Source organism: Methylomonas koyamae, from assembly GCF_001644025.1.
GTDB lineage: Bacteria > Pseudomonadota > Gammaproteobacteria > Methylococcales > Methylomonadaceae > Methylomonas > Methylomonas koyamae_A.
In genome coordinates this window covers 1-25,639 of record NZ_LUUK01000151.1, presented here as the reverse complement: position 1 = coordinate 25,639, position 25,639 = coordinate 1, and the positions used below count along the sequence as shown (strand labels likewise).

Sequence of the window (25,639 nt, the reverse complement as noted above, 5' to 3'; positions counted from 1 at the left end):
TATGTAAAACACGGTATTCAATACGAATACGGTAGTCATATTGAAAACCTTGCTTTAAAGAGAAGTCAAGCGTAAGTTGTCAAATTGAATACCCTGAAGCGGAAAAATCGAATGGAAGACAAAGCTTGGTACAAAGTAGATAGAGAGAAAACGCCGCCCACTAACAAAAATAACGATGAGAAAACAATTGCTTATATGATCGGCAGAATGATAGGAATAGCGCTAATAATGACCGTAACAAAGTTCCTAGTAGACCTGGCCTTAGGAAGGTGAAAAATGAGAACAATCAACGAATACTTTGAAGATTTAAAAGCAAAAACCGGAAGTGATTACGCAACTGCAAAAAGGCTAGAAATTAGAAAGGAATCGTTGTCAAACATGAGAAAAAGAGGTCAGGTTTCCGACGAAACGGCCATTAAAATGGCCGACCTATTAGGCGTGGATCGCGGAGAGTTACTGCTGGCCGCCGCAATGGCAAGAAGTGAAGGTGATACCAAGAGCGCGTGGGACGCGCTAGCGCGGCGTTTAAATGTAGCCGCTGGGGTGGTACTGGCTATATCGTTGGCATGGACTGGCGGCGATTTTTTGCGGCAAGAATCCGGTGTTTTTGTCGATAATGTACATTATACGAAGTCGCGGCCTTAGGAGGAAGGCGGCTCGCGCCGACGATAAGCTTTCTGACGGCAAGCCGGCGAGCAATAACGAGGCTGCGGGCCGCGAGAACCGCCGACCATTCGACGCATACAAACAGGACAAAGCAAGGCGATACGCCTCATCCGATACGGTGAATCATCGCTGACTAACGGAAACCTGTAACGAATGCCGGCGACTAAGACGCCGGACGTGAAGCCGTAGCGTCGGACCGCGTGTCGCGGCCGCTACCAGAACTCGCAACGCTGGCCGGCGTATCGCGGTAAGGATCGAAACGGCCGTACTTCACGAACGCGCGGCACTGGTCCGGGCTGACAAAATAAGGCGTCGCTTGCTGCGTGTAGCAACGACAGCCCTCGGGCTGGCGAAGATCGACGACGCAACCGGATAAGCGCGGGAACGTGACCGGCTTTGCCAGGTCGGCAAACGCCGGCGCGGACTCGGGGATGTTCGCAATAGTCGGATTATAATCAAATTGCATGCCATCTTTTTTAAGAACTATCTCTAAAATCTGATTAAGGCATGTTTTTTGCGTTATTGACATCTTGACTAACAAGCGGTTCAGAATTGGACATTTGACCCGGATCCGCGACAACATTTTCCACTGGAGACGTGATTTGATCATAACGGGCCTTAAAGCGCATGCCGACCAAGACCAACCCCACCAGACACGCGGCTAGGATATACACCTGAACGGGTAACTTGCGTTCTTGCTTGGTATGCAGGCTCGCCGACTTGTACAGCTCGAACACGTGTTTGGGCAGCTTGTAGCCGCTCTTGACGGCGTCGGTCTTATTGGACAAACTTGGCCAGGTCGTCACCGTCACGATGACCTGGCTGATCGGAAAATGGCCATCCGACGCCTGACCATCGCTTCCGGTGTTTCGTACACGTTCTGCACCTCGTTAAAGAACAACACGGCGTCGTCGGGCGCCCACTCGTGCCGGGTTTTCGCAAAATCAAAAACCATCAGCGGTGATCCGACTGCCTTACGGCTCCGGTGCTTCGCGTCCGGACAGTCTCCCAATGTAGCTACACGTCACGGCGCGCTTCTGCCTTATCGAGGTTCGAGCCTTGTTGAAAAGCGGAACGCGTGAAGCCCTGCTGTGTTGTAGATCCGGCTATCTGGTAATTGGCGTAGCGGACATGTTCGAGGCGCTTTCCCGTGCGGGCGTTCCTCTGGCTGCGCTGGCCGGACTGCATGGAAGTTTGGCTGGTTTATCGTGACAGCTGACGATTATTCCGGATACTAGGCAGAATCGGTGATTTGCGACCAATCCCAAAGGCAAATCACCGTAAAGACATCAATATCGATACCGGTTTCTTGAAAGGCTTCGCATCCACGCTCAGAGCCCCCACCCAAAAAACTAACGCCTAATCGGGCGGACAGTTATCATGAGCGACCATCGCGATAAACGCGCCGCTCTGCCCCAATAATCGACCCATTGTGAATACACCTGAATTTTGTTCCCTGTCGTTAAAGCCGGCTCTGCTGGAAAACATCGAATCCCTGGGTTATACCCGCATGACAGCCATCCAGGCCGAAACTCTACCGCATATACTTGAAAACAAGGACGTCATCGCCCAGGCAAAAACAGGTAGCGGCAAGACCGCCGCGTTCGGCATTGGCTTGTTATCGCGACTGGATTCGAACAGTTTTAAAGTCCAGGCAATGGTGATTTGCCCTACGCGCGAGCTAGCCGATCAAGTTTGCAAGGAAATCCGCCAGCTGGCCCGCCTTACCCAAAACATCAAGGTACTCGTATTGTGTGGCGGAGCGCCGTTTACGTCGCAGCGTGCCTCGCTGGAGCACGGCGCGCACGTGGTGGTCGGTACGCCGGGCCGCTTATGGGAGCATCTGCAAAAACACAGCTTACGGCTGGAGCACCTGAGAGTGTTGGTGCTGGACGAAGCCGACCGCATGCTGGACATGGGTTTCGCCGATATCATCACCGATGTGATTTCCCACGCGCCTAGCCACCGCCAAACCCTGTTGTTTTCGGCAACGTATTCAGAGGCCGTGCGAGCCTTGAGCCAACGCTTTCAGTTCAGACCGGTGTCGGTCAGTGTCGAAGCCAGCCACCGCGACAACGACATCGAACAGCGTTTTCACCGGATCGACAAGAACAAGCGGCTAAATGCCTTGGGTTATATGCTGGCCTATCATCGCCCCGAATCGACGGTGGTGTTTTGCAACACCAAACGCGAGTGCCAGGACGTAGCCGACACCTTGGCTCACTGCGGTTTTTCGGTACAAGCCCTACACGGCGACCTGGAGCAAAAGGATAGAGATCAGGTATTGGTGCGCTTCGCCAACAAAAGTTGCTCGATCTTGGTCGCCACAGACGTGGCGGCCAGGGGCTTGGATATTAAAGACATGCAAGCGGTGATTAATTACGAGCTGCCGTTCGATCCGGAAGTCTACGTGCATCGCATCGGTCGCACCGGCCGGGCCGGCGCCAAGGGGCTGGCTTTGAGTCTGGTCGGCGATGCCGAGTTAAACCGGGTAAAAGCTATCGAAGACTATATGAATGTCGGCGCGCGGTGGGACGAAGTCGCGCCGTTCCGACTCGACCGCGAGGAACGCTACGAGCCGCCGATGGTGACTTTGTGGATAGACGGCGGCCGCAAGGACAAGATGCGGCCCGGCGACATTCTGGGCGCCCTGACCGGCGCCGGCGGCATAGCCGGCGGCGAAGTCGGCAAAATCGACGTGTTCGATAAGCAGGCTTACGTCGCGATCAAACGCGACCGTGCCGACCTGGCATTGGCCTGTTTACGCAAAGGCAAGATCAAGGGCCATCGTTTTAACGTGCGCCTATCGCAATGGTAATCTGACACCGATCTTCATCCCGGCCTACCCTCGCGGCTTGACCGGCCGTACGATTGTGCTCGAAAACCGCGATTGGGTAACGCCAATTTTCCGTTTCATAAACTCGGCGGACGTGGTCTCACCGAATACAAACGCCACCGGGCCAACAATTGAACATCCAATCGCCCGACGCCGTTGTTTCGGCGTTTGCTTTGCGATATGCTGCGAACCCAAGCAGTTTCGAGGCTTGCACTCGCCGTAGGCTTAGCCCTGGGATCGATACCGAACCACGACTAAACCCTTCGCCATACTCAAACATGGCGATATTCTCGTTTCCCGAATAATAACGGTAACTCGCGACAACACCCCAAAACCGGTGCCATCCAACCGAATAGGACAACCCCACATGACTCATTCCACAGCCGAGCTAGAAGAGCTGCTGATGCAGCGATCTCTCTCCGATCCGCAACTGTTGGCGGCGGCCGAGGCCGCCCCGGATTTTCGCATCCTGCCGGATGCCACCGTCATCAAAATCGGCGGCCAAAGCGTGATCGATCGCGGCCGCGCCGCCGTTTATCCGTTGGTGGACGAAATCGTCGCCGCCCGTAAACACCACAAGATGCTGATCGGCACCGGCGCGGGCACCCGAGCCCGCCATCTGTATTCGATCGCGGCCGGCGTCGGCCTGCCGGCCGGCGTACTCTCGCAACTCGGCGCCTCGGTTGCCGACCAAAATGCGGTGATGCTGGGACAACTGCTGGCGAAATACGGTATTTCGGCGGTAGACGGCGCAGGCCTGTCGGCGGTGCCTCTGTACTTGGCCGAAGTCAATGCGGTCGTGTTCAGCGGCATGCCGCCCTACAACTTGTGGATGCGCCCAGCCCCCGAAGGCGTGATTCCGCCCTACCGTACCGACGCCGGCTGCTTCCTGCTCGCCGAGCAATTCGGTTGCAAAGCCATGATTTACGTCAAGGACGAAAACGGTCTCTACACCGCGAATCCGAAGACCTCCAAGGACGCCACGTTCATCCCGAAGATTTCGGTGGACGAGATGAAGGCCAAGGGCTTGCACGACTCCATCCTCGAATTCCCGGTGCTCGACCTGTTGAAAACCGCGCGCCATATTCGCGAAATCCAGGTGGTCAACGGACTGGTCCCCGGCAACCTATCCCGCGTGCTCGCCGGCGAGCACGTCGGCACCATCATTACCGCGAGCTGAGAATACGACAATGGCTGAACATACCAATACCATCAAACACGTTGCTTCGCCGCTGGCCCGCCAGACCTTGCTGGACGGCGATCTTACCCGTCCGGTTGCCGGCAGGCGCCCTATTCGATTACTGCCTTGGCTGCAAGTCGTCAAGATCGGCGGTCGTTCCATCATGGACCGCGGCGCCGACGCCATCCTGCCCATTGTCGACGAATTGCGTAAAATCCTGCCGGAACACCGCCTGCTGATCCTGACCGGAGCCGGAATCCGCGCTCGCCATCTTTACGGCGTTGGACTGGATCTTGGCCTACCGGTGGGTTCGCTCGCGCCGCTCGCCGCCAGCGAAGCGGGTCAGAACGGCCATATCCTGGCATCCTTGCTGGCACCGGACGGCGTATCCTACGTCGAACACCCGACCATCGCCAGTCAGTTGGCCATCCACCTCGCCGCCGCCCGCGCGGTGGTCGGCAGCGCTTTTCCGCCCTACCACCACCACGAGTTTCCAACCTCGCGGTTGCCGTATCACAGGGCCGATACTGGCGCCTTTTTGCTGGCCGACGCGCTCGGCGCGGCCGGCCTGACCATTGTCGAGGATGTGGATGGCGTCTACACTGCCGACCCCAAGGCCGACGGCGAGCAAGCGCAGTGGATTCGCGAAACCAGCGCCGCCGAATTGGCCAAGCAGGCAGGCCCTCTGCCCTTCGATCCGGCCCTGCTCGAAGTGATGGCGACCGCGCGTCACCTGGAACACATTCAGATCGTGAATGGCCTGGTGCCGGGCCGACTGACCGCCGCGTTGCGCGGCGAACACGTCGGCACCATCATTCATAGCGGCGCGAACCCGCGTTAAAGTCGCATTCAGCGATTTCCGCGCTTTCCGCCACGCGGAGAAACACGCGTTATACCAGCCGGGCAAGCTTGCCCGGCCAACCTAGCCAGCCACCGCCACTGATTCCGATACAGTCAGCCGTATTTTTGAACGCCGGAGATCGGCCAATTGCGGACGGATAGTTTTTCTGACGAAGGTCTGTTGGTTGATCTACAGCCGCCAGCCGTAATCCCAAAAAAGTGCAACCGCCTATAGGTTGTGCCGAGCCATGCGAGGCGCAACGATCGCGAACGGTGCGCCTGACGGCAGCACCCTATAGTCTGCGCACCTTACGGCCTTGCTCAGCGCATCCTTGGCCCTATAACTTTATCGTTTTCCCCGTAATGGTAGAAAAACGGGTAATTAACAACTCAAAATATTCTTCGGTTACATTTTCAGTAGCAGGATGCATGAAAGTTAGTCCAGTATAGGGGTGAAAAGCTGGTGGAAGACATCCGATAACACCATCTTCCATTGGGAAAAAATGAGCAACCGAAGGAAATAATTCTTGAGGCAGAGGATGAAGTGCATTTGGATTGTGAAAAATTGAAATACCAGCTCCCCATAATTCTTTGTAATTACTATCAACCTCAAAAAAGAATTTATTAGGATGTAATAAGCCTTCATGATTATGACAAACACCACCATATTTTACACAAACAGAAGAATCACCAAAACCTGCTGATTTTCCCATTCTGACAAATTTTGATATTGTTCCTGAGGGTGAAAATAAAACAGCACTAATATTTTCGGCATTTTCTGAAGAGAAAAATCCAGGCACTTTCGTTCCATTATGTTTTATAAAATCAATCTCCGTTGAATCTATAATTAGCTGCCCATCATCAGAAACCTGCCAATTGCGTTTTGTGCCATATAAGTAATCTATTATGGCATTAGATGACCAACACATGGAGCCTTCTGAAGAAAAATCGGCAATTGCAAAAACAAGTGGACAATCTTTAACATGTTCTAGCTCCCAATATTTTTCAATAGGCTTTCCTTTTTTGTTTTTTCTATTCATTTTGGAGAACAAAGCACTGCCAAACTTTAAGGGCATATCATTTTTTAAAAGCTCTACAATTTTTTCGGGCATAAGATTTTCTATGTCTTTATCTCCCTCTGAGGAGTTCACAGTAATCGCTTCAATAGCTACCTTCTGTCTACCATCTGTAACAAGAAAATCGGGAGCTTCGTATTCCCTATTAATATATAGCCTTTCTTCGCTCAAATAAGCAAATAGATACAGCTCCCAAATCCGAGAATCAAATCCCGTTGATTGAAACTGTTCAACAAAATTTCCATCAATATCTTTGAAATTAGCCATTAATTCAGCAATAATTTCTCTTGCTGATGAATACTCTTTTAGCGTGCGTACAGCCTCAAAATGTTGATTAAGATTTTTTGGGTCGCATATTGAACTGAATAAATCAAGTTTTTTATGTCTTTCATCGCCCAGAGGAAAGATGTATTTATCATCTAAAAGAATTTTTCTTGATTCACAGAGCATATATTCTCTTGCTTCTTCTATTTTTTGAAATACCATTGGAAAATTAATACAACGGAATTTTGAATCCACATCTCTTCCAAGAATAACTGCTGAAAACTCATCTTCAAAGTCGATAATAATAGTCGCAAGTAATACTTCATTATCACTCGCATACCATTCTAATTCACGAGAGTACTCGCCTGCCGCAGGTGGTTGCCTTGTGTAAGCGATAAATGCTTCAAATCGTTCTTTAGAAATTGGTTTCATAATTAAAAAATTGGGGGCGGTAAGGGCTTGATAGCCGCCATTGAATCACTTCGAACAACAGACCGCAAAGGGTCGATTCCAGCATTTCACCACTTCCATGAACGGTCGCCAAACATTGGCGCGATCTTATCGGAATCGATGGCCTGGTTTGCATCGGAACCGATGCCGGTATTCAATCGGAATCAGCCGCTGAAAAGGCATGGAATACGCCTATGAATTCATGCTCGGAACGCCGCTATCGCCAGCGGTCGATGCGATTTCGGGATGTTGTCCGGTGGGACCGTGGTCACTTGCGAGGTGGGTTGGCGTTGCCAGTGATAAACACGCGTTCGCCGCGCTCAAGGATGAGCGATGACCAGCAAGGTATCGGCTCTGGCGAGCGCGCAACTCAAGCATTGTTCCATCGTCTCCGGATCGAGTGCCGCGAAACTCTCGTCCAATACTGTCAACGCGGTGTTCCGCAGCAACGCGCGCGCCAGGAAAATCCGGCTCCGTTCGCCGTGGGAAAGTTGCCAACCGGTTTCGCCGACCCGTTGATGAATACCGGACGGCATGCGCTGTAACAAGGGTTCCAGCCCCAACGCGACACACAATTCCTCGGCCTCCAGAAGATCCGGCTTGTCGGCCGGCCAATGACGGCCCATCAGTAGGTTGAAAGCCAACGTGCCGGTCAGGATGTGGTTCTCGTGAAATTGCGGCGCCTCGCCGGCCAGCTTGTGCCAGTTATCACCCAAGGTATATCGGTCCAAGCCGTTCAGTAGCAACAATCCGGACTCCGGTTGGCGTAATCCGACCAGCAAGGCCGCCAACGTCGATTTTCCACCGCCGGAAGGACCTTCGAGCAAGCAGCGTTCGCCGCGCCGAATCGTCAGATCGACACCGCGTAAGACCGGCTCGCCGCCCGATCTATACCGATAGCTCAAATCGCTGGCATCTACCAGTTTGCCGGACCCGGCGATGCCGACTTCGCCGCGCAAATCGGCGGCCGACAAAAACGGCTGGCTGGGCGGCGCTCGATAGGCAGCATGAAACAAAACCGCCACCTGTTGCCAGGCAATAAAGGCCCTGGCAAGCACCGCCAAGCCGGTTGCAACGTTCGAGAAAGCCCGGCCGGCCAATAAAATGCCGCCCAAACTGATCGCCAAACCGATCGATGCGGTATCGCCGCTGACGAAAGCCGGCGACAGACCCAGCAAGGCCAGCACCAGCCAGCCCCTTGCCAGCGAGCCGATCAGCGGTATTAGCGCGGCGTCGGTTTCGCTGGCGCTAAGCAAATAGTCGTTGAGCAGGCTGTCATCGTCGGCATCGCGGCGTTCGGGTGATTCCTGGGCCAGACAGGTACGATGACCGACCATGCGCTCGACCAACTGCTCGGTCATGGTCATCCGCTGAAAGGTGGTGTGTTTCAGCCGGCGCAGATAGCGTCCGGTCAGCCACAAGGCCAACACCGTCCAGCCGGCCAGCATCAACAAGTGGCCGAAGCCCGCGACGCCGGCGCTCAAGATCCATGCGGCGAACAGCCACTCGACAAGGCCGATCAACGTCGAAAATCCGCCGTTCAGCGACAAGGACTCCAAGGCCTGCGATTCCATGACCCTTCCCAGCAATTGTCCGCTACCCTGCTGTTTGACAGCTTCCAGATCCAAACGCAACGCACCGGCCAGCATGCGCTTCTTCAGCAAGATTCCAACGTCCAATGCAAAGCCGGCGTCGAGCCAGCCGCTGATCCAATGCAGCGGAATTAGCGAGAACACCGCCAAACCCCAAGCCGACAGCCAACCGAAATCCAGCCGACCGTTCAACGCCGCTGCGCCAATCAAACGCCAGCCGGCAATTTCCAGCGCATAGACCACCGCTAGCGCGACCAGCAAGCCCAATGCCCGTCTCGGCAAACCCGATTCGGCCAATTGGCGGCGCAGATTGGCCGTCGCCGGCTGACGCAACAACCAGCAGTTTTCAATCTTTTGGGTTGCCAGGCGCTGGTCCAGTAGCAATGCCTTTACAGCCTTCCGCCGTCGTTCCGGCACGTCGGCCAAGGCCAGCAAGCCTTCGATTTCCGCTTGCAACGGCGCTTCGAAATCCGCACACAACGCATTGCGCAAACCGGCAACCGAGCACGTCGACCATTGTAAATCCGGCCCCAACACTTGCAGACCGCCAAAGCGCGAGCGCAATAAAAACAGGCAGCGCGCTTCCCCGGCAATATCGATTTGTAAGATAGCCGGCCCGATGTCGCGCAACCACTCAGCGACCTGGGGAACGAAACTCTCGATCGGTTCGGCTTCCAAACCCAAGCGTTCGCCGGCCCACTCGATCCAAGTTCCGAGCTCGGCCCGGTGCTGCGGAGGTGAAGTAGCGGTGAGCGGATTCCGAGGGCCGGTGGCCAGTAAGTTGGCACCGCGCGCGAGTTGTTCGATACCCTCCCCCAATCGGGCGAGCGGCCAACTCAGCGCGGCAATTGTCGAACTCACGCCGAGCTCCCGGCCCGCTCGCTCGACAAGCGCCGGTTAGCTATAGCCAAACGCCGCCAATGCTTGCCTTGCCAAAGCCGATCGTGCAGACGGCGTTCGCTGTTCAACATCTCGCGATATCGGCTGTCTCGGCCGGCCAGGACCCTTGGCGCGGCGTCCTCGACGATGGCGCCGTTTTCGACGACCAACACCCGCTCGAAACTCAGGGTTTCCTCGACATCGTGCGTTACGCATAACAGCGTCGCGGCGCGCCACCATTGTCTGGCTTCCATCAGCAATTGTCGGCGCTGAACGCGGTCCATGCCGCGAAACGGCTCGTCCAGCAAGGCCAGCCGCACCTGGGTTTGCATCAACGCTCTGGCTAGCCGCACGCGCTGGCCTTCGCCGCCGGACAGCAAGGCGCCGCTTTCGCCCAAGTGAGCCTGCAAGCCGGCCGGCAAGTTTTGCAACACCGGGCGCAAGGTCGCCGCGTCGATGGCCTCGCCTATCCGGCCGAATCCGCCATGCTGGACACCGAAAGTCAGGTTTTCCAAAAACGAACGGTTCCAAAGCTGTACGGCCGGGTCCAGCCAGGCGGTTTGCCGGCGCAACGCGGCAAGATACTTGCCGCTCAACGGCTTGCCGTCGACCAACAACCTGCCCACCGCCAAGCGGTGCCAGCCCAACAACAAACCGACCAAACTGGACTTACCGGCGCCGGAAGGACCGACTATCGCGATATGCTCGCCGGGAGCGATGCTTAAATCGACGTTCAGCAAGATATCGTGACCGGCGGCGACCACGTGGCCTTCGTTGATGCGGATGGCGGGCGGCCGCGTAAAGCCGCCTAGCCGATGCGTCCGAATTTTGTCGGGGCTCCGCTTGTTGATTCCGGGCTGCTCGCCCCCAAGTCTGGCGAAGGAAGGCCGGGATGCGTCCGCCCTCCTCCGCGCCTTGCCAAATCGGCGTTTGCCCGGCCGGCCGACACCGTAAATGAAGTGTCCATCAAGGGAAATGCCCGATTCGTTACCCGAAAGCGCGCCGTCCGCCAAACCAAACGGCCCACCCGACATGGATTCCTCGCCCTGAGCGGAGTCGAAGTGCTCGCCCTGAGCGGAGTCGAAGTGCTCGCCCTGAGCGGAGCCGAAGGGGCTGGCCCCGCCGCTGTCGCTGCCGCCAATAACCTCACTCGCCGACCGCGGCCGCGAGCCGACCACGGCATCGCGGGTATCGAACGACGGCGACACTTCCGGATCATCCGCTTCTTCCGGCGTGGCCAACGGTTCCAGTAAACGCAACAGGCTATTGCGCTGGGCCGGATATTGATGCGCCAGCGTCGTCAATTTTTGACCCAGCGCCGGCAATTTCAAAGCCCAATATACCAACAACAGGTCAGAACCGGTGACGCTGCCGGTCCGAATAAAATGTTGGCACAGCATCACGCCGATCGCGCTCAAACTGGCCGCTCCCTGCACCGCTTCTATCGTCAACGCCGAACGAATTAAACCGCGACAGGCGAGCGCCCAATCCACCAACAGTCCTTCATGTTCGCGGCGCACCGCCGGTTCGGCTCGGTGAGTGCGTATAGGCACCAAGCCCAGCAAGGCGTCGAGATAAAAGCCGATCATTGCGCCGGTGTGATTGCGCACCCGTAAATCGCGCTCGTTTAACCAGGCTTGACCAAATAAAGGCACTGCCACCGCCAACCCCGCGGCGAGCGCCGCCCAAGCGAATCCGGCGCGATCCAGCAATAGAATGCCGATCAACGTCAAGCATAAGTCGCACAGGGTTTGCATGAATTGAATCGCCAAGCCCGGAATCTGTCGGGTTAGCGCAATGGCGTGGCTGCGTTCGGCCATGTCGGACACCGGCCGACTTTGAAAATAACGATCGGGTAAACGCGGCAGTTTACGCAGCAATGCCATACGCAGTTGAATTTCCAGATGCCGGCCATAACGTAGTGTTTCCATCGCAATCGGCACTTCGATCGACAACAGCAACGTGACAAAGGCCAATAAGCTACATAACGCCCCCAGACGTTGTTCGGCGGCTTTCAGTTCCCAGGCAATATCGAACACGCCCCGGAACAACAAGGTCTCCAGCAGTACCGCGGCCACCGCTACGGTCAAGGCCCCCAGCAAGGCTAGCGGCGACAACAAGCCGTCGGCTTTCAACAAGTCGAAAACAGTTCGTTCCGGATTCACGGGGCGCTGGTTCAGCGCGCTTGTCAACTCGGCTTCCAGCGCATCTTGCACCGGCGGATCGGCTTCCAACGCGGGTTGCCGACCTCGGATTTGCAACAACACCGCGCCGTGCAGCAGCAATAGGGCTTCGTCGGTCCCGGCATCGTACGGCGCCACCGACCAATACGCCGCCGGAACGGTACGGGTTAAATCCTGGCTGGAAACCGCGCCGAGCACGGTCCGCAGCAAGCGAACCGCCACCGCGCCGGCACCGATACCGCCGACGGATTGCAGTGTGGACGCCAGCCGCAAACCGGCGTCCAATTTGGCGAAACCTAACCAATCGGGGTCTTGTTCCGCCTGGTCTATGATCGCATCGACCACTGCCCTTCCGGCCCCAAGCGCGGCCAGGCGCTGTCTGAGTGGATTCACAAACTCCGCGGAGGCGGCCCAAGCCCGCCAGTTGTCCGCCGAAACCGGCAGTTTATGCTGCAATATCTCCTCGGCGAATGACTTGCAACGCAGCCAGCGCCGGCCCACCGCCGGGTCCATCACTTGCAGCCAATCGCCGTGCCGGCGCCAAACGACGACAAAGTGCGTCGATCCGTCGGCCCGGTGTGCCACGACCATCGCCGGCAAGACGGCGGCCTCGGACAAAAACACATGATCGACCGGCACCATCACTTGCTCTGCTTGCAGGCCCAAGCGATTGGCGACCAGTTCCAACATGTCGATCGAAGTGCCGTCCACATTAGTTTGGCAGGCTTCCCGCAAGCGCCCGTAACTGACCGGAATTCGAAACCCTTCGAGCAGGGATTTCAGCGCCGCCGGCCCGCAATCCATCGCCGAGGTTTGTACCACCTCCGGCACCAGCCAACACCGCCCTCCGAACCAGCTCATGACTCGGGCGCACCGGCGGACGAACGCGGTTGGCGAATGCCGTCGTCAAACAATTGTCCGGCCTTGCGCAATACCAGTAGCGCCGGGCTGAGTTGTTCGATGACGACGTCGATGGAGCCCGGCAGACCGTGTTGCAACACGATGGCCGAGTTCGCCGCCTGCTCGGGCGCGAATTCGACCCGCACTCGGTTGTCGCGAATCTCCGAAGCAACGGTGCTCACTTTCGCCGCCAGCGTGCCGAATTGTGCCCACGGAAAACCGTCCAGCCGCATCGTGGCGGCTTGGCCGGGCTTAATTCGCCCGATTACCGCCGCCGGCGGAAAATCGGCGACGATACGCAGTTCGCTGTGCGGCACCACCGAACCCAGCTTGTCGCCGATCGCCACATAGCCGCCGACCTGCAACGGCGCGATATCGCCGATTTGCCCGGCGGCCGGCGCGCGGATCCGATGTTTTTCGATCTCTTCGCGTAAGCGGTCTATCGTGATGCGGCAGGTTGCTTGTTCACCGCTCAATTTGGCGGCATCCTGTTTTAACTCTTCGATTTCGGCCAGTTTTTGGTGGGAATGGGTTTGTGCATCCATTTGCAAGCGCTGAATGTCGGCGGACAGCGCGGAGCGGGCGGAACTGAGTTTTTGCACTTCGGTGCCGGCCCGGAGTGTATCGATCAAAGCGCCCTTGCCGGCTCCCTTCAACTCGCTCAAGCGCCGCTCGTAGTCCTTGGCGAACGACACCGCCGCGTTAGCCTCGCGCTGTCGGGATCGAGCGCTGTCGATAGCCGCCAACGCCGCTTGCTGGTCGTCCAGCCTGGACTGCTCCAATGCAGCGATTTGCTTATGCAACGCCTCTATTTGCGGCGGCAAGGCCGTCAATCTCGCCTGTTCTTCTTGCAAACGCAAGGTTTCACTGACCGTGTCCAATGTTGCCAACACCTGACCGGCCTCGACTTGCTGACCTAACGAAAAGTCGATCGAGACGATTTTGCCGGCGACCGGTGCAGCGATAGGATGTACCGAGCGATTGACCTCGAGACGGGCTTGCGAGCTGATCTCGTAAATTGTCAATCGCGCCATGCAAAACCAAAACAGCCAAGCCACCAGCAAAACGCCTGCCAGCGACCAGACGAGAATGGCATGCCGCGCGGAATCGCGCGCCAGGGAACGGGTGGTGCGAGAGAAACGGGTAGGCAAACGAATTCTCCGGTAACGGTCGTTGAATGCCCGGAGATTTCGAACGTTTTGCCGGCCCGACGCAATGAACTAATTCACAGCGGGGCAGGATTTGCTTGTGGTGTCGGTAAGGTTCTGTGCCGGCCGCGACCGCCGGCGCCATTCCCCCGGTTATTAAAGGTCCGCCGCTGCCGCGAGCTTACGGATCGACTGGGCGGAAGCTAGGAGTGCCGAGTTGGCGTTTATTACTGGCGAGTCGCTATCGAAGCGTTTCAAAGTCTCGGAAGACTAGCGTTTCTCTGGACGATTTTGCGGAGCATGCGGTAGCGCGCGGGCCCAAAACGATACACCAACGCCGAGCCTATCCGCCCAAATACTCGATAGTGACCTCAGCGGTACCGCGCATGCCGATTCGCTCGGCCGCCGCCTTGGACAAATCGATTAACCGGTCGGGAGAAAACGGTCCCCGATCGGTGATCACCACGTCAACCTGGCGACCGTTACGCAGGTTGGTAACCCTAACCTTGCAAGGTATCGGCAAGGTCTTGTGCGCGGCCGTCAAGCCGCGCGGATCGAAGCGTATCCCGCTCGCGGTCCGCGGGCCGGATTCGGCGCCGTACCAGGACGCCCTGCCCCGTTCCTTATAACCCACCGCGCTTTGCAACGGTACATAGGTTTTACCCTTAACCCGATAGGGCCTATTGTAGCGGGCACCACTACCGGCCGGCCTGTTCGCGCTATCATCGCTTTCTTCCAAATCGGGCAATAGCGAACAACCGGCGAACGCCAGTACCGTTAAGGCTAATACGCAGCGTCGCAACATCAGGCCGGGCCGAGTTAGCCGCTTCGATATAGACCTAGCGAGATTCGCACGGTGAAATCCCGCGCGACCAATCCTTAAACCGATGTCTGCGGGGGATTGCAGGCGCGAAGAATAATTGTCGAGAGCTTCGACGCCAGCTATACGGTGTTTGAGCATACTAATTCAGTAAATGGCGATTCGCGGTAGCTGAAGACTTCCCAACCAGACAAAACGCACAAACTGGCAATCAGTTTAGTTGACAACGGTATGTCCGCGCTGCCGCAAACAACTGTTGTAAGCATTTTTGAAGCGGTCTTCGGATTGGATGCCTTGCTTGGCGCCGCCGCCGATACCGCCCGCCGCCGCGCCTATCGCCGCTCCGGTACCCGGATTTCCGATAATCGCACCCAAGGCCGCGCCGCCCGCGGCACCGATTAATCCACCGACGCCGGCGCCGATCGCGGCTTCCTTGGCGGTACCGCCAGAGGCTTGTTCGGCAAGTTGCCGGCATTCCTGCATGTCTTGATTCAGACGATAGCTGTTCCGGTCGTTATAGGTATCGACGGTCGGGGTCCATCCGGTTTGGGTAGCGCAGCCGGACGCGCCGAGCGCGACGATGATCAAGCACGAAAACGAACGTAATGTCATCATCTGTTCATCCCATTGCCCAGCCAGGAACCCGCCGCCGCGCCAATCCCGGCGGCCAGCGGATCTCCGCCGCCCATTCCGTATCCCAAGGCACTGCCGACCATGCCGCCGACCAAGCCGGATGGGTTGCGTTGATCGTAATATCCGTAGCGCACCGGTGGAGGTGGCGGAGCGTAATAAACCGGAGGCGCCGGTACGTATTGCACGACAGGCGCCGGCACATATACTCGTTCCACCGGATACGCCGGAAAATAGTCGCGCTGATAATGATGGTGGTGATGGCGGTGGTGATGCTCACCCCAACCGTCGTCGGCGCTGACGGTCGACGAAAACGCGATACCCAATATTGCTAAGCTTGTTAATCTGAACATTGCACTCCCTCTTTGGATAATTATTCAGTTGCGGAAAATTCTAAAGACGGGGGCTTAAAGCAAAATTAAGGCGGGATTATGAAACGATTAAGACGGCGAAACCGAGCTCCGCTCGGGACTAACGATCCTCCTCGGGAATGGCCGGTGCTTGCCAGCTTCCGCGCTCGCGGGCATCCATGACGGTTTTCCAGCCATCGGCAACATCTTGCCGGGTCAAACCAAACCTTTCCAATATCGAATCCAACATACCGGGTGTCTCCAAACCGGGCAAGCCCGGTAATGTCGGAGCAGCCGCCTTGGCTTTCGGCGCGATAATCACATTCCCGGCTATCGGCAGTTTGTCGGCATTCCGGCAACGCGCCGCGTCGTCGGTATACAACATTTTACCGTCAACCAGACATTTAACCGGCGGCGCGGCGGATGCCGCGACGGCGATCAGGCTCAAGACCGGCGTTAAAAACCTATTTATCCGCATACGTTCTCCCACCGGCAATAAGCGCGTCAGGTCTCGTCATTCGCCAGCCACTGCTTGGTCGGTGGGGCTTGATACGCGGCATAGCGCGTCAACAGCGTTTCGGGATCGCCGGCGACCATCAACAACTCGCGTTGCTCGGGCTTGACGAATTGTTCGGCGCGAACATGATCCAGAAACCCGAGCAGACCGTCGTAATAACCGGCGACGTTCAATAAACCGCAAGGTTTGCGGTGAAAACCCAATTGCGCCCAGGTCCAGATTTCGAACAATTCTTCCAAGGTACCGATACCGCCCGGTAATGCGACGAAGCCGTCGGCCAATTCCGCCATCCGCATCTTGCGTTCATGCATCGACGCGGTCACGTAAAGTTCAGTCAAGCCGGCGTGCGCGACTTCCTTGTGAGCCAGCGCCTTGGGAATCACGCCGACCGCTTCGCCGCCCAAGGCCAGGACCCGATCCGCCACCGCTCCCATGATGCCGATGCCGGCGCCACCGTAAATCAAGCGAATGCCCCGCCGCACCATCGCCTCGGCCAGCGCGTTGGCCGAGGCGGTATAGGCCGGTAAGCGGCCCGGACTGGAACCGCAATAGACGCAAAGACTGCGAAAGGACATCGTGACCCCAAGTGATCGGCAACGGTACTTGAAAGTGTAGTGCAAAGTCGCTCGCTCGCCGGCGCCAGGGCGCCGGCTAAATGGGATCGAACGATACACGCCGTTCCGTTATTTGTGGTAAAACCGGTCCAAGGCAAAGGCCTCGGCCACTCGACGCGAATCCGCCCGCGAGTGGCCCCGGCTGGCGTGGACCGGGGCAACACTAACCTAATAATAATGAACGTAACCCGCGGCTTATTTTTTCGTTTGATCTGGGGCATTGTCCTGATCGATATCCTCGCCGTTTCGGTAACCGCTATAGCCTTGCGCCACAGCTATACCGCCTATCGGCAGCGCGCCGAAGTGGCCACCGAAAACCTGGCCAGCGTCATTGCCCAAACGATCGAAAGCACGATCGACCAAGTCGATTTGGGTTTGCAACTGGCGGCCGAACGGATAGAACAGCAGCTTGCCACCGGCCATCCAGATTCGGCGGGTTTATCGGCGCATATGGCGTGGCTGCAGACCAAGCTGCCATGGGTTATCGGACTGCGGGCCACCGACGCGCGCGGCACGGTAGCGTTCGGTACCGACATTCCCAAGGAATCGCCACCGAGCATGGCCGATCGCCGATATTTTACCGAGCTGCGCGATCGCCCCGAGTTGGGTCTGTTTATCAATCAACCGGTCATGTCGCGGATAAACCGGACCTGGGTGATCAATTTTGCGCGCCGCTTGCGGATGCCGAACGGCGATTTTGCCGGCGTGGTCTTCGCCAATATTTCGCTGGACAATTTCAACAAAATGCTCAGTCGGGTAGATGTCGGTCGGCGCGGCGCGATCAATTTGCGCGACGCCGACCTACGCTTGATCGCGCGCCTGCCGTTTTCCGGCGACATTGCCAGCACGATTGGTCGACAAGATATTTCCGAGGAATTTAAAAACCAACTTGCCAAGGATTCCAGGCAAGGCACTTTTCACAGCCCACTCAGTTTCGACGGGATGGCCCGGATCGTGTCGTTTCGGCGGGTCAATTTCTACCCGCTCTACGTCAGCGTCGGTCTCGCCGAAATCGATTATTTGGCGGAGTGGTATAACGAAGTCTGGCAAATCGCCGGCTTGGTGTGTTTGTTCATCGCAATATCCTGGATTGGCGCCTGGTTAATCGTCCGGGCTTGGCGCCAACAGCAACGCATCATCGAACGTCTGGCCGCCGAAGAAGAAAAATTCCATATCGTTGCCGACTATCCCTACGACTGGGAATATTGGCTAAACGAAAACGGTACGTTGAATTACATGTCGCCCTCTTGCAAACGGATTACCGGTTACCCGCCGGAACACTTCATGGAAGATCCCGTTCGATTGCACGACGTCGTGCATGCCGACGACCGCGAAAGCTATCATCTGCATCGTCACGACGCCGGACATGCCAGGCCGGCTGAGCTGGATTTCCGCATCGTGCGCCGGGACGGAGAAATCCGCTGGATTTCACATTGCTGCCAAGCGGCGTTCAGCCGCGACGGCCGTTACATCGGTCACCGGGTGTCTAACCGCGACATCACCGATCGACGCTTATTCGAACATGAGATCAACCGCTTGGCCCAAGCCGCCGATCAAAATCCGGTCGGTATTCTGATTACCGAGCGCAACGGCACCGCCATCTATACCAACGCCGCCTACACCCGCATCACCGGCTATCGATTCGGCGAAATCTACGGCAAAAGTCACCGCGAACTGATCGCCTCCGAGATGACCGAAGCCGAATTCGCCGACAGCCTAAAAACGGTCAAGGCCGGCCGGCTCTGGCAAGCCGAACTGGTCAACCGTCACAAAAACGGCGAAGCGCGCTGGGAGCAAATCATCGCCTCGCCTATCTTCGACAGCGAGTTTAAAGTCGCTAACTTTCTCTACCTGCGCACCGATATTTCCGAGCAAAAAACCCTCCGCCAGCAACTGCAGCTGCTGAACGACGCGATGGATCAAGTCGGCGAAACCGTGTTCTTGATGGCCGAAAACGCCGCCGACTTTTTGTACGTTAACCAAAGCGCCACCAGCGTGCTGGGTTACAGCCGCGAAGAGATGCTAGGCCACGTCACGGTATTCGACATCGATCCGAATTGGTCGCCGGCCAGACTGACCGAATTTTGGCCGCGATTGCGCAACGAACGCCGAATTCGTTTCGAAACCCGCCACCTGACCAAGGACGGCCTAAGCATCCCGGTCGAAATTACCGCCAATTTTGTCGAATACGCCGGCCAAGGCTACAACTTGGCGATCTGCCGGGACATCAGCGAACGCCAGCGTAACGAAGATGAATTGCGGCGCTTGAATCGGGAGCTGCAAGCAATCGGCAGTTGCAATCAAATCTTGCTGCGCGCGGACACCGAACAAACCCTGCTCGACGAAGTGTGCCGGATCGTCTGCGAACAGGCCGGTTACCGAATGACTTGGGTCGGGTTTTTGATGCGCGACGCCGAGCAAACCGTCCAACCGGTGGCTTGGGCCGGTGCTGAACTCGGCTATTTGCGCAACGCCAAATTGTCCTGGGGCGATAACGAACGAGGACAAGGGCCTTGCGGTCTAGCCGTTCGCTCCGGACAAGTGGTGTATATAGAGGACATTGCCGGCGATCCGCTGATGGCGACTTGGCGGCAAGCGTGTTTGCGTCGCGATTACCGGTCCTGCATCGCGTTGCCGCTGAAGGACACCGGTAATGTCGTCTTCGGGATCGTGTTGATTTATGCCGATCGGGTGGGCAGCATCACCTCGGCCGAAATACGTCTGTTAGGCGAATTGGCCAACGATTTGGCGTTCGGGATCAGCGTGTTGCGGGCCAGGTCGGAACGTCAACAGATCGAATCCAAATTGCACGATTCCGAAGAGCGCCTGAGGCTGACGCTGGAAGCGACTCAAATCGGCATTTGGGATTGGGATATCGAGAACGACCTCTGGTACGCTTCGCCCGCCTATTTCACGATGCTGGGTTATCAGCCCGAGACCGGTCCCGGCGATCGCCAGGAATGGATAGCGCGGCTACACCCCGACGATCGCGCCCGAGTCCTCGGTAAAATCGAAAGCGTGCTGATCGACGGCTTCCTGGAATATCAATACGAAGCCCGCCTCCGTCATGCCGACGGTCAATACCGTTGGCAGCAAGTGCGCGGTTTCGGAATACGCCGAGACAGCCACGGCAAGGTCACCCGTGTGCTCGGCACGCGGATGGACATACACGAGCGCAAACTGGCCGAACAGGCCATGCGCGAAAGCGAAGCCAAATACCGGCGCATCGTCGATACCGCCACCGAGGGCATCTGGGTGGTGGGCCCGGACGGGCTGACCAACTTTGTCAACGGCCGGATGGCGGAACTGGTCGGTTACCGGGCCGAAGAACTGAACGGCCGACCGATGAGCGATTTCATGCCGGCCGAAGACGCCGACGATCACTTAGAAAAACTTCGCCGCCGGCGCGCCGGTATCACTGAGAACTACGAGCGGCGTTTCCTGACGCGGCGGGGCCAGTTCATTTGGGCGCAAGTGTCGGCGGCCCCAATTTTCGACGACGACGGCGTATTCCAAGGTTCGTTGGCAATGGTCACCGACATTAGCGAGCGTAAGCGTAACGAGGAAGAACTGCGGCGCTATAAAGACCATCTCGAAGACACGGTTCTGCAACGCACCGCCGAGTTGTTGGAAGCCCGCGATGCCGCCGAAGCCGCGAATAAAGCCAAAAGCGTGTTTCTGGCGAATATGAGCCACGAGCTGCGCACGCCGCTCAACGCGATCCTGGGCTTTTCCGGACTGATGCGTACCGACGCGCAATTGACCGACAATCAACGGGATAACCTGGACATCATCAACCGCAGCGGCGCGCATTTATTGAACTTGATCAACGATGTGTTGGAAATGGCCAAAATCGAGGCAGGCCACTTGCAAGTCGAAATAGCCCCGTTCGATTTAGGCGGCTTGGTTCGCGATGTGACCGAACTGATGCAAGTTCGCGCCGAGGAAAAAGGTCTGCGCCTGACGCTGGATCAATCGTCGGAATTTCCGCGTTACATCAAGAGCGACGAATCGCGCTTGCGGCAAATCCTGATCAACTTGATCAATAACGCCATCAAATTCACCGAACAAGGCGGCGTCACGGTGAGGCTAGGGGTCAAGGAAAACGCCCGCCACCATCTGATCATCGAGGTGGAAGACTCCGGGGCCGGCATCGCGCCGCAAGATCGCCAGCGCCTATTCGAACCCTTCGTCCAGCTCGCCGACAGCCGCTTGCCGCAGAGCGGCACGGGCCTCGGCTTGGCGATCACCCGCCAATTCGTCGAAATGCTGCACGGCCGGATCGAGGTCGACAGCCAACCCGGCAAAGGTTCGCTATTTCGGATCGAATTACCGGTCGAGTTGTCGGATACCGTCGACATACCCAGCCAACACGCCGACAAGCTCGGACCGATCGTCGGCTTAGAGCCAGGGCAGCCGCGCTACCGCATCCTAATCGTCGAAGACCAACCGGAAAACCAGTCCTTGCTCAGTCGCTTGATGCACACCCTGGATTTGCCGGTCAAAATAGCCGAAAACGGCAAGCAAGGCGTCGAGCTATTCGAAACCTGGCAGCCGGATTTGATCTGGATGGATAGACGCATGCCGGAAATGGACGGTATCGAGGCGACGCTACGCATCCGCCGCTTACCGGGCGGCGATAAAGTGAAAATCGTGGCCGTGACCGCCTCGGCCTTCAAGGAACAACAGCGAGAAATGCTGGACGCCGGCATGGACGACTTCATCCGCAAGCCCTACCGGTTCGAGGAAATTTACGACTGCCTAGCCAGGCAATTGGGGGTGAAATACGTTTACCTCGGCGCGCCACCGCGAAACAAGCCAATCGACAACGAACCCGACCTCGAACGCTTGGCGGCGCTACCGGCACCGCTAAGATTCAATCTGCGCGCGGCCGTGGAAAGCCTGGATGCCGCGCGCATCGCCGCCGCGATCGGCGAAATCGCCGAAGTCGCTCCCGACTTGGCGCAAACTCTGAGCCGATGCGCCGACTATTTCGAATATCCGACGATACTGACCGCGCTGGATCGCTGCACGGCCTTAATCCGGGCGCCTAACAGCTAGCCGAGTGGCTTTCCCTAACTTTCCGGTATTGAAACAACCCGTGACCGATAAATGTGTCGGATCGCCGCGATGCTCAAACCGGCGCGTCGCGCCATCACCGCTGCGGCGCGATGGCGCAAAGGCTACAATTGCAGCCGAGTCCAAGTTGTCGCAAAGCGGACAGGCACCCCATAACGCTAAACCGTCGCCATCAGGACCGCTGAAGCCAACGCCGACCCTAGTCCGCCGCGACCGGCCGGCGGCGGCGATTTCAGTATTAACCCGAAATGGGCAACGCCCAGACGGAGGATATTTAACAATGTTTGCGCCAAGCTTACGATGGGTCGGTGCCTGGGTTTTGGGGCTGAGCTGCGCCTGCCTGCCCTGCACGCCGTCAATAGCCGACGACAAGTCTGCAACGACTGAAGCGGAATCAGCATCGAACGCCTCGTCGTTCGACACCGCATGGGGCGGCGCCCGGAACGGCCCGCCGGCGCGCATCGGGGCGCGGGTGGCGATCGTCTGCGAAGACTTGCGCAATGGCGGGGTACTCGGCGTCACCCGGGGCATCCGCGAGGCGGCGGGCGAAATCGGCTGGCAAACGAAAATATTCGACGCGGGCGGCAACCCGGCCGGACGCGACCGGGCCTTGACCGCCGCCAACGCGCAGCAGCCGGACGGCGTGATCGTGGTCGGCACCGACGCCCGCGCTATCGGCGCCGGACTGGCGCCATTCGCCGAGCGCGGTATCCCGGTGGTCGGCTGGCACGTCGATCTCAAGGCCGGCGCGCTGGATAAAGGCCCTATCGCGATAAACGTGTCCAGCGACCCGCTGGAAGTTGCCCGCGTGACCGCCACGGCCGCCGTTTCGGACGCGCGCGGCGCCGGTGTGGTGATCGTCACCGACAGCAACTTCGACATTGCCCTAGCCAAGGCCGAAGCAATGGCCATCGTTGTGCGACGTTGCGCGGAATGCAAGTTGCTGGAAATCCGGGACATCGCGATTTCCACGGCCGCTGAAACGATGCCGAAAATCACCCGCGAATGGTTGGCGCGCCACGGCACCGGCCTGACTCACCTATTGGCGATCAACGATATTTATTTCGACTACGCGGTGCCGGAACTCACCCAATCCGGTCGGTCCAGTGCCAGTATCGCCTTGCTGTCGGCCGGCGACGGCAGCCCCGCCGCCTTTCTGCGTATCCGCGCCGGCGCCTTTCAAACCGCCACCGCCGCCGAGCCGCTGAATCTGCAAGGCTGGCAGCTCATCGACGAATTGAACCGGCTACTGTCCGGCCAAGCGGTCACCGGCTACGTGGTTCCGGTACATCTGGTCACGGCCGCGAATATCGCGTCGGAAGGCGCGCCCGACCTGCTGTATGATCCGAACAATGGTTACCGGGAAATTTTCCGGCACATTTGGAAACCTTGAAACCGACATGAGCCTGTCACGCCGTTATCTGCCCCGTACGCTACGCCGGCAATTTCTGTTCACATTGGCCGCGCTGGCGGCCTTAATTCTGGCCGGCGGCCTGACCGCGGTCCATGCCTTGCGCGGCTCGGCGAACACCGTCGCCTGGCTGGCGGAGGAGCGCTTGGAAAGCCTGCGGCAAGCGCAACAGATGGTCGACCAGACCTTGCAGATCGAACGCGCCTCCTACCAATTGGCAAGGACCGGCGCACTCGCCCCAATGCGGGCGAGTTACGCCGATATCGCCAAGCGCATGGAAATCTTCGATGTATTGGTGGACAAACTAGCCGCCGGCGGCGAAGACGCCGCCTTGCTGGATTTGCGGCAAGCCAGTCAATTGTTTCGCAATACCGCGAATGTCGTCGCGCAGTTGCGGGAAAGCGCCGTGCGCGAATCCCTGGCGCCCCAAGACGTAGCCGACAGCGCCGCCCGCCATCGCGTGCAACAGGAATTCGACGAGGAACTCCGCCGCCAGGCCACCGCGATGGTAGACGCCGCCCGGACCTTGAACGATCAATACACCGAAGCCTACCGGAACAGCGTGAGGGAGCTGTGGCAAACCGCCCGCGACAAGGAACATTGGGTGGAAATCCTACTGGCCGGCAGCTTGCTGCTGGCTTGGACGATCACCCAAGTCTTCGTGGGCCGGCACGTACTGGCGCGTCTGCAACACATTAGTCGCCAATTACGCGAAGACCATCCCGACAACGCGACCGGGAGTACGCCGCGATCCGACCTCGACGAAATCGATGAGATGGCCCAGGCCGTGGCGCAATTTCGCGAGGATAGGCGACAACTGGCGCTACGCACCGAGGAATTGGCGCGCGCCCGCGACGCGGCCGAATCGGCCAACAAAGCCAAGAGCGCGTTTCTCGCCAATATGAGCCACGAACTGCGTACGCCGTTGAGCGCGATTTTGGGCTTTTCCAGCATGTTGCGCGACGATCCCGAACTGAGCGAAAGCCAGCTGGAAAGTCTGGACATCATTAATCGTAGCGGCGAGCACCTGCTGGATTTGATCAACGATGTGCTGGAAATCGCCAAGATCGAGGCTGGTCAACTCAAATTGACGGTCGCGCCGTTCGACCTCGGCGGCCTGGTCAGAGACGTGACCGACATGATGCAAGCACGGGCGTCAGCCAAAGGTTTACGGCTCGGCGTAGACCAATCGTCCGAGTTTCCCCGTTTCATCAAGGCCGACCAAGCTCGGCTCCGCCAGATATTGGTGAATCTGATCGGCAACGCGCTGAAGTTCACCCCGGCAGGCGGCGTGACGGTAAGGCTGGCGACGCTGGAAAACCACCGCCAGCACTTGCTGATGACGGTCGAAGACACCGGATCCGGCATTGCCCCGGAGGACCAACAACGCTTGTTCGAACCATTTGTGCAGTTGGCGGATAACGGCGATCAAAAAGGCACCGGACTTGGCTTGGCCATTACCCGACAATTCGTCGAATTGATGGGAGGCCGAATCTCGGTGACCAGCACGCCCGGCAAGGGCTCGCTATTTTCCGTCGACGTGCCGGTCGAACTAGTGGCGGATGAGGCATTTCCGGTAAGCCTTACCCCCAGATCGGGGGCGGCGATCCGCCTGGCGCCTGGCCAACCGGCTTATCGAATCTTGATCGCCGACGACCAAATCGAAAACCAGATTCTACTCCGGCAATTGATGAACCGTCTTGGCCTGGAAACCCGAATTGCGGGCAACGGCCAACAGTGTTTGGATCTCTGTCGAGACTGGCAACCCGATCTGATTTGGATGGATAGACGGATGCCGGTACTGGACGGCGTCGAGGCGACCCGGCAAATCCGCCGCCTGCCGGGCGGCAACCGGATCAAGATTATCGCCGTTACCGCCTCCGCCTTCCGGGAAGAGCAGCAGGAAATGCTGGACGCCGGCATGGACGACTTCATTCCCAAGCCTTACCGGTTTCAAGAGATCTACGATTGCTTGGCCAGGCATTTGGGCCTCGAGTTCGTTGACGACCGTTTATCGAATATGGTTGAACCTCCCGCCAACGCTCCGATCGAGGACTCGCTGGCCGACTTGCCGGCGCCGTTGCGCCTATCGCTGCGGCAGGCACTGGAGAGCCTGGACGCCGCCCAAATAGCGGCGGCGATAAGTCAAATCGGCATCGGACACGCCGCGCTGGCGGAGCGGCTGGCCGCGTTGGCGGCGAATT

At 57.9% G+C, this 25,639-nt stretch carries 19 protein-coding genes; 8 read left to right on the top strand and 11 right to left on the bottom strand.

All coding sequences use genetic code 11. The annotated features are described in order from the left end of the window. Positions 1-111: 111 nt before the first annotated feature. Together A1355_RS25200 and A1355_RS09970 are read left to right on the top strand one after the other, a co-directional pair. Positions 112-273, top strand: a complete 162-nt coding sequence (locus A1355_RS25200; protein ID WP_157197835.1) for a hypothetical protein — start codon at positions 112-114, stop codon at positions 271-273. A gap of 3 nt (positions 274-276) precedes the next feature. Then, on the top strand, positions 277-645 hold the full coding sequence (locus A1355_RS09970; protein WP_064027547.1) for a hypothetical protein: 369 nt from the start codon (positions 277-279) through the stop codon (positions 643-645). Positions 646-829: 184 nt separating this feature from the next. Here the strand turns inward: A1355_RS09970 and A1355_RS09965 are convergent, their stop codons facing one another. Next, on the bottom strand, positions 830-1,132 hold the full coding sequence (locus A1355_RS09965; protein WP_064027545.1) for a hypothetical protein: 303 nt from the start codon (positions 1,130-1,132) through the stop codon (positions 830-832). Between the two features lie 34 nt (positions 1,133-1,166). Then, the gene (locus A1355_RS09960) at positions 1,167-1,472 is read right to left on the bottom strand and encodes a hypothetical protein (protein ID WP_197471776.1); all 306 of its coding nucleotides are present in this window, start codon (positions 1,470-1,472) and stop codon (positions 1,167-1,169) included. Between the two features lie 626 nt (positions 1,473-2,098). Between A1355_RS09960 and dbpA the strand changes: the two genes are divergently transcribed. The 3 genes from dbpA to A1355_RS09945 all read left to right on the top strand — a co-directional run bounded on the left by dbpA (position 2,099) and on the right by A1355_RS09945 (position 5,523). Continuing rightward, positions 2,099-3,484 carry an ATP-dependent RNA helicase DbpA gene (gene dbpA, locus A1355_RS09955; RefSeq protein WP_064027541.1) on the top strand — a complete coding sequence of 462 codons (1,386 nt, stop codon included), beginning with the start codon at positions 2,099-2,101 and terminating at the stop codon, positions 3,482-3,484. A 385-nt stretch (positions 3,485-3,869) separates the two neighbouring features. Then, complete coding sequence (locus A1355_RS09950) at positions 3,870-4,682, top strand: uridine kinase (RefSeq protein WP_064027539.1); 813 nt, start codon at positions 3,870-3,872, stop codon at positions 4,680-4,682. A 10-nt stretch (positions 4,683-4,692) separates the two neighbouring features. Then, the gene (locus tag A1355_RS09945; RefSeq protein WP_064027537.1) at positions 4,693-5,523 is read left to right on the top strand and encodes a molybdenum storage protein subunit alpha; all 831 of its coding nucleotides are present in this window, start codon (positions 4,693-4,695) and stop codon (positions 5,521-5,523) included. A 337-nt stretch (positions 5,524-5,860) separates the two neighbouring features. Here the strand turns inward: A1355_RS09945 and A1355_RS25195 are convergent, their stop codons facing one another. The 9 genes from A1355_RS25195 to A1355_RS09900 all read right to left on the bottom strand — a co-directional run bounded on the left by A1355_RS25195 (position 5,861) and on the right by A1355_RS09900 (position 16,906). Beyond that, complete coding sequence (locus A1355_RS25195) at positions 5,861-7,294, bottom strand: glycosaminoglycan attachment protein (protein WP_157197834.1); 1,434 nt, start codon at positions 7,292-7,294, stop codon at positions 5,861-5,863. Positions 7,295-7,632: 338 nt separating this feature from the next. Next, on the bottom strand, positions 7,633-9,765 hold the full coding sequence (locus A1355_RS09935; protein WP_064027533.1) for an ATP-binding cassette domain-containing protein: 2,133 nt from the start codon (positions 9,763-9,765) through the stop codon (positions 7,633-7,635). After that, on the bottom strand, positions 9,762-12,827 hold the full coding sequence (locus tag A1355_RS09930) for an ATP-binding cassette domain-containing protein (protein ID WP_064027530.1): 3,066 nt from the start codon (positions 12,825-12,827) through the stop codon (positions 9,762-9,764). Before A1355_RS09930 ends, A1355_RS09935 begins: the two co-directional genes overlap by 4 nt. After that, positions 12,824-14,017, bottom strand: coding sequence for an HlyD family secretion protein (locus tag A1355_RS09925; RefSeq protein ID WP_064027528.1), 1,194 nt, complete (start codon positions 14,015-14,017; stop codon positions 12,824-12,826). Before A1355_RS09925 ends, A1355_RS09930 begins: the two co-directional genes overlap by 4 nt. A gap of 340 nt (positions 14,018-14,357) precedes the next feature. Then, positions 14,358-14,819 (bottom strand): septal ring lytic transglycosylase RlpA family protein, encoded by a 462-nt coding sequence (locus tag A1355_RS09920; RefSeq protein WP_064027526.1) that lies wholly within the window; start codon positions 14,817-14,819, stop codon positions 14,358-14,360. A gap of 231 nt (positions 14,820-15,050) precedes the next feature. Further along, positions 15,051-15,449 (bottom strand): glycine zipper family protein, encoded by a 399-nt coding sequence (locus A1355_RS09915; RefSeq protein ID WP_396641977.1) that lies wholly within the window; start codon positions 15,447-15,449, stop codon positions 15,051-15,053. After that, entirely contained in the window at positions 15,446-15,817 is a 372-nt protein-coding gene (locus A1355_RS09910) for a hypothetical protein (RefSeq protein WP_064027524.1), read from the bottom strand. Before A1355_RS09910 ends, A1355_RS09915 begins: the two co-directional genes overlap by 4 nt. 118 nt (positions 15,818-15,935) lie before the next feature. Then, positions 15,936-16,292: a hypothetical protein gene (locus tag A1355_RS09905; RefSeq protein WP_157197833.1), complete on the bottom strand. Its 357-nt coding sequence runs from the start codon at positions 16,290-16,292 to the stop codon at positions 15,936-15,938. Between the two features lie 26 nt (positions 16,293-16,318). Continuing rightward, positions 16,319-16,906: a TIGR00730 family Rossman fold protein gene (locus tag A1355_RS09900; RefSeq protein ID WP_064027519.1), complete on the bottom strand. Its 588-nt coding sequence runs from the start codon at positions 16,904-16,906 to the stop codon at positions 16,319-16,321. Positions 16,907-17,122: 216 nt separating this feature from the next. On the opposite strand from A1355_RS09900, the gene A1355_RS09895 reads away from it, so the two are divergent. From A1355_RS09895 to A1355_RS09885, 3 genes are all read left to right on the top strand, one after another. Beyond that, entirely contained in the window at positions 17,123-22,006 is a 4,884-nt protein-coding gene (locus A1355_RS09895; RefSeq protein WP_064027517.1) for a PAS domain S-box protein, read from the top strand. A gap of 298 nt (positions 22,007-22,304) precedes the next feature. Further along, the gene (locus tag A1355_RS09890; RefSeq protein WP_064027515.1) at positions 22,305-23,417 is read left to right on the top strand and encodes a substrate-binding domain-containing protein; all 1,113 of its coding nucleotides are present in this window, start codon (positions 22,305-22,307) and stop codon (positions 23,415-23,417) included. Positions 23,418-23,424: 7 nt separating this feature from the next. Then, positions 23,425-25,639: ATP-binding protein (locus A1355_RS09885; RefSeq protein ID WP_197471775.1), on the top strand; the 2,215-nt coding region annotated here is incomplete at its 3' end.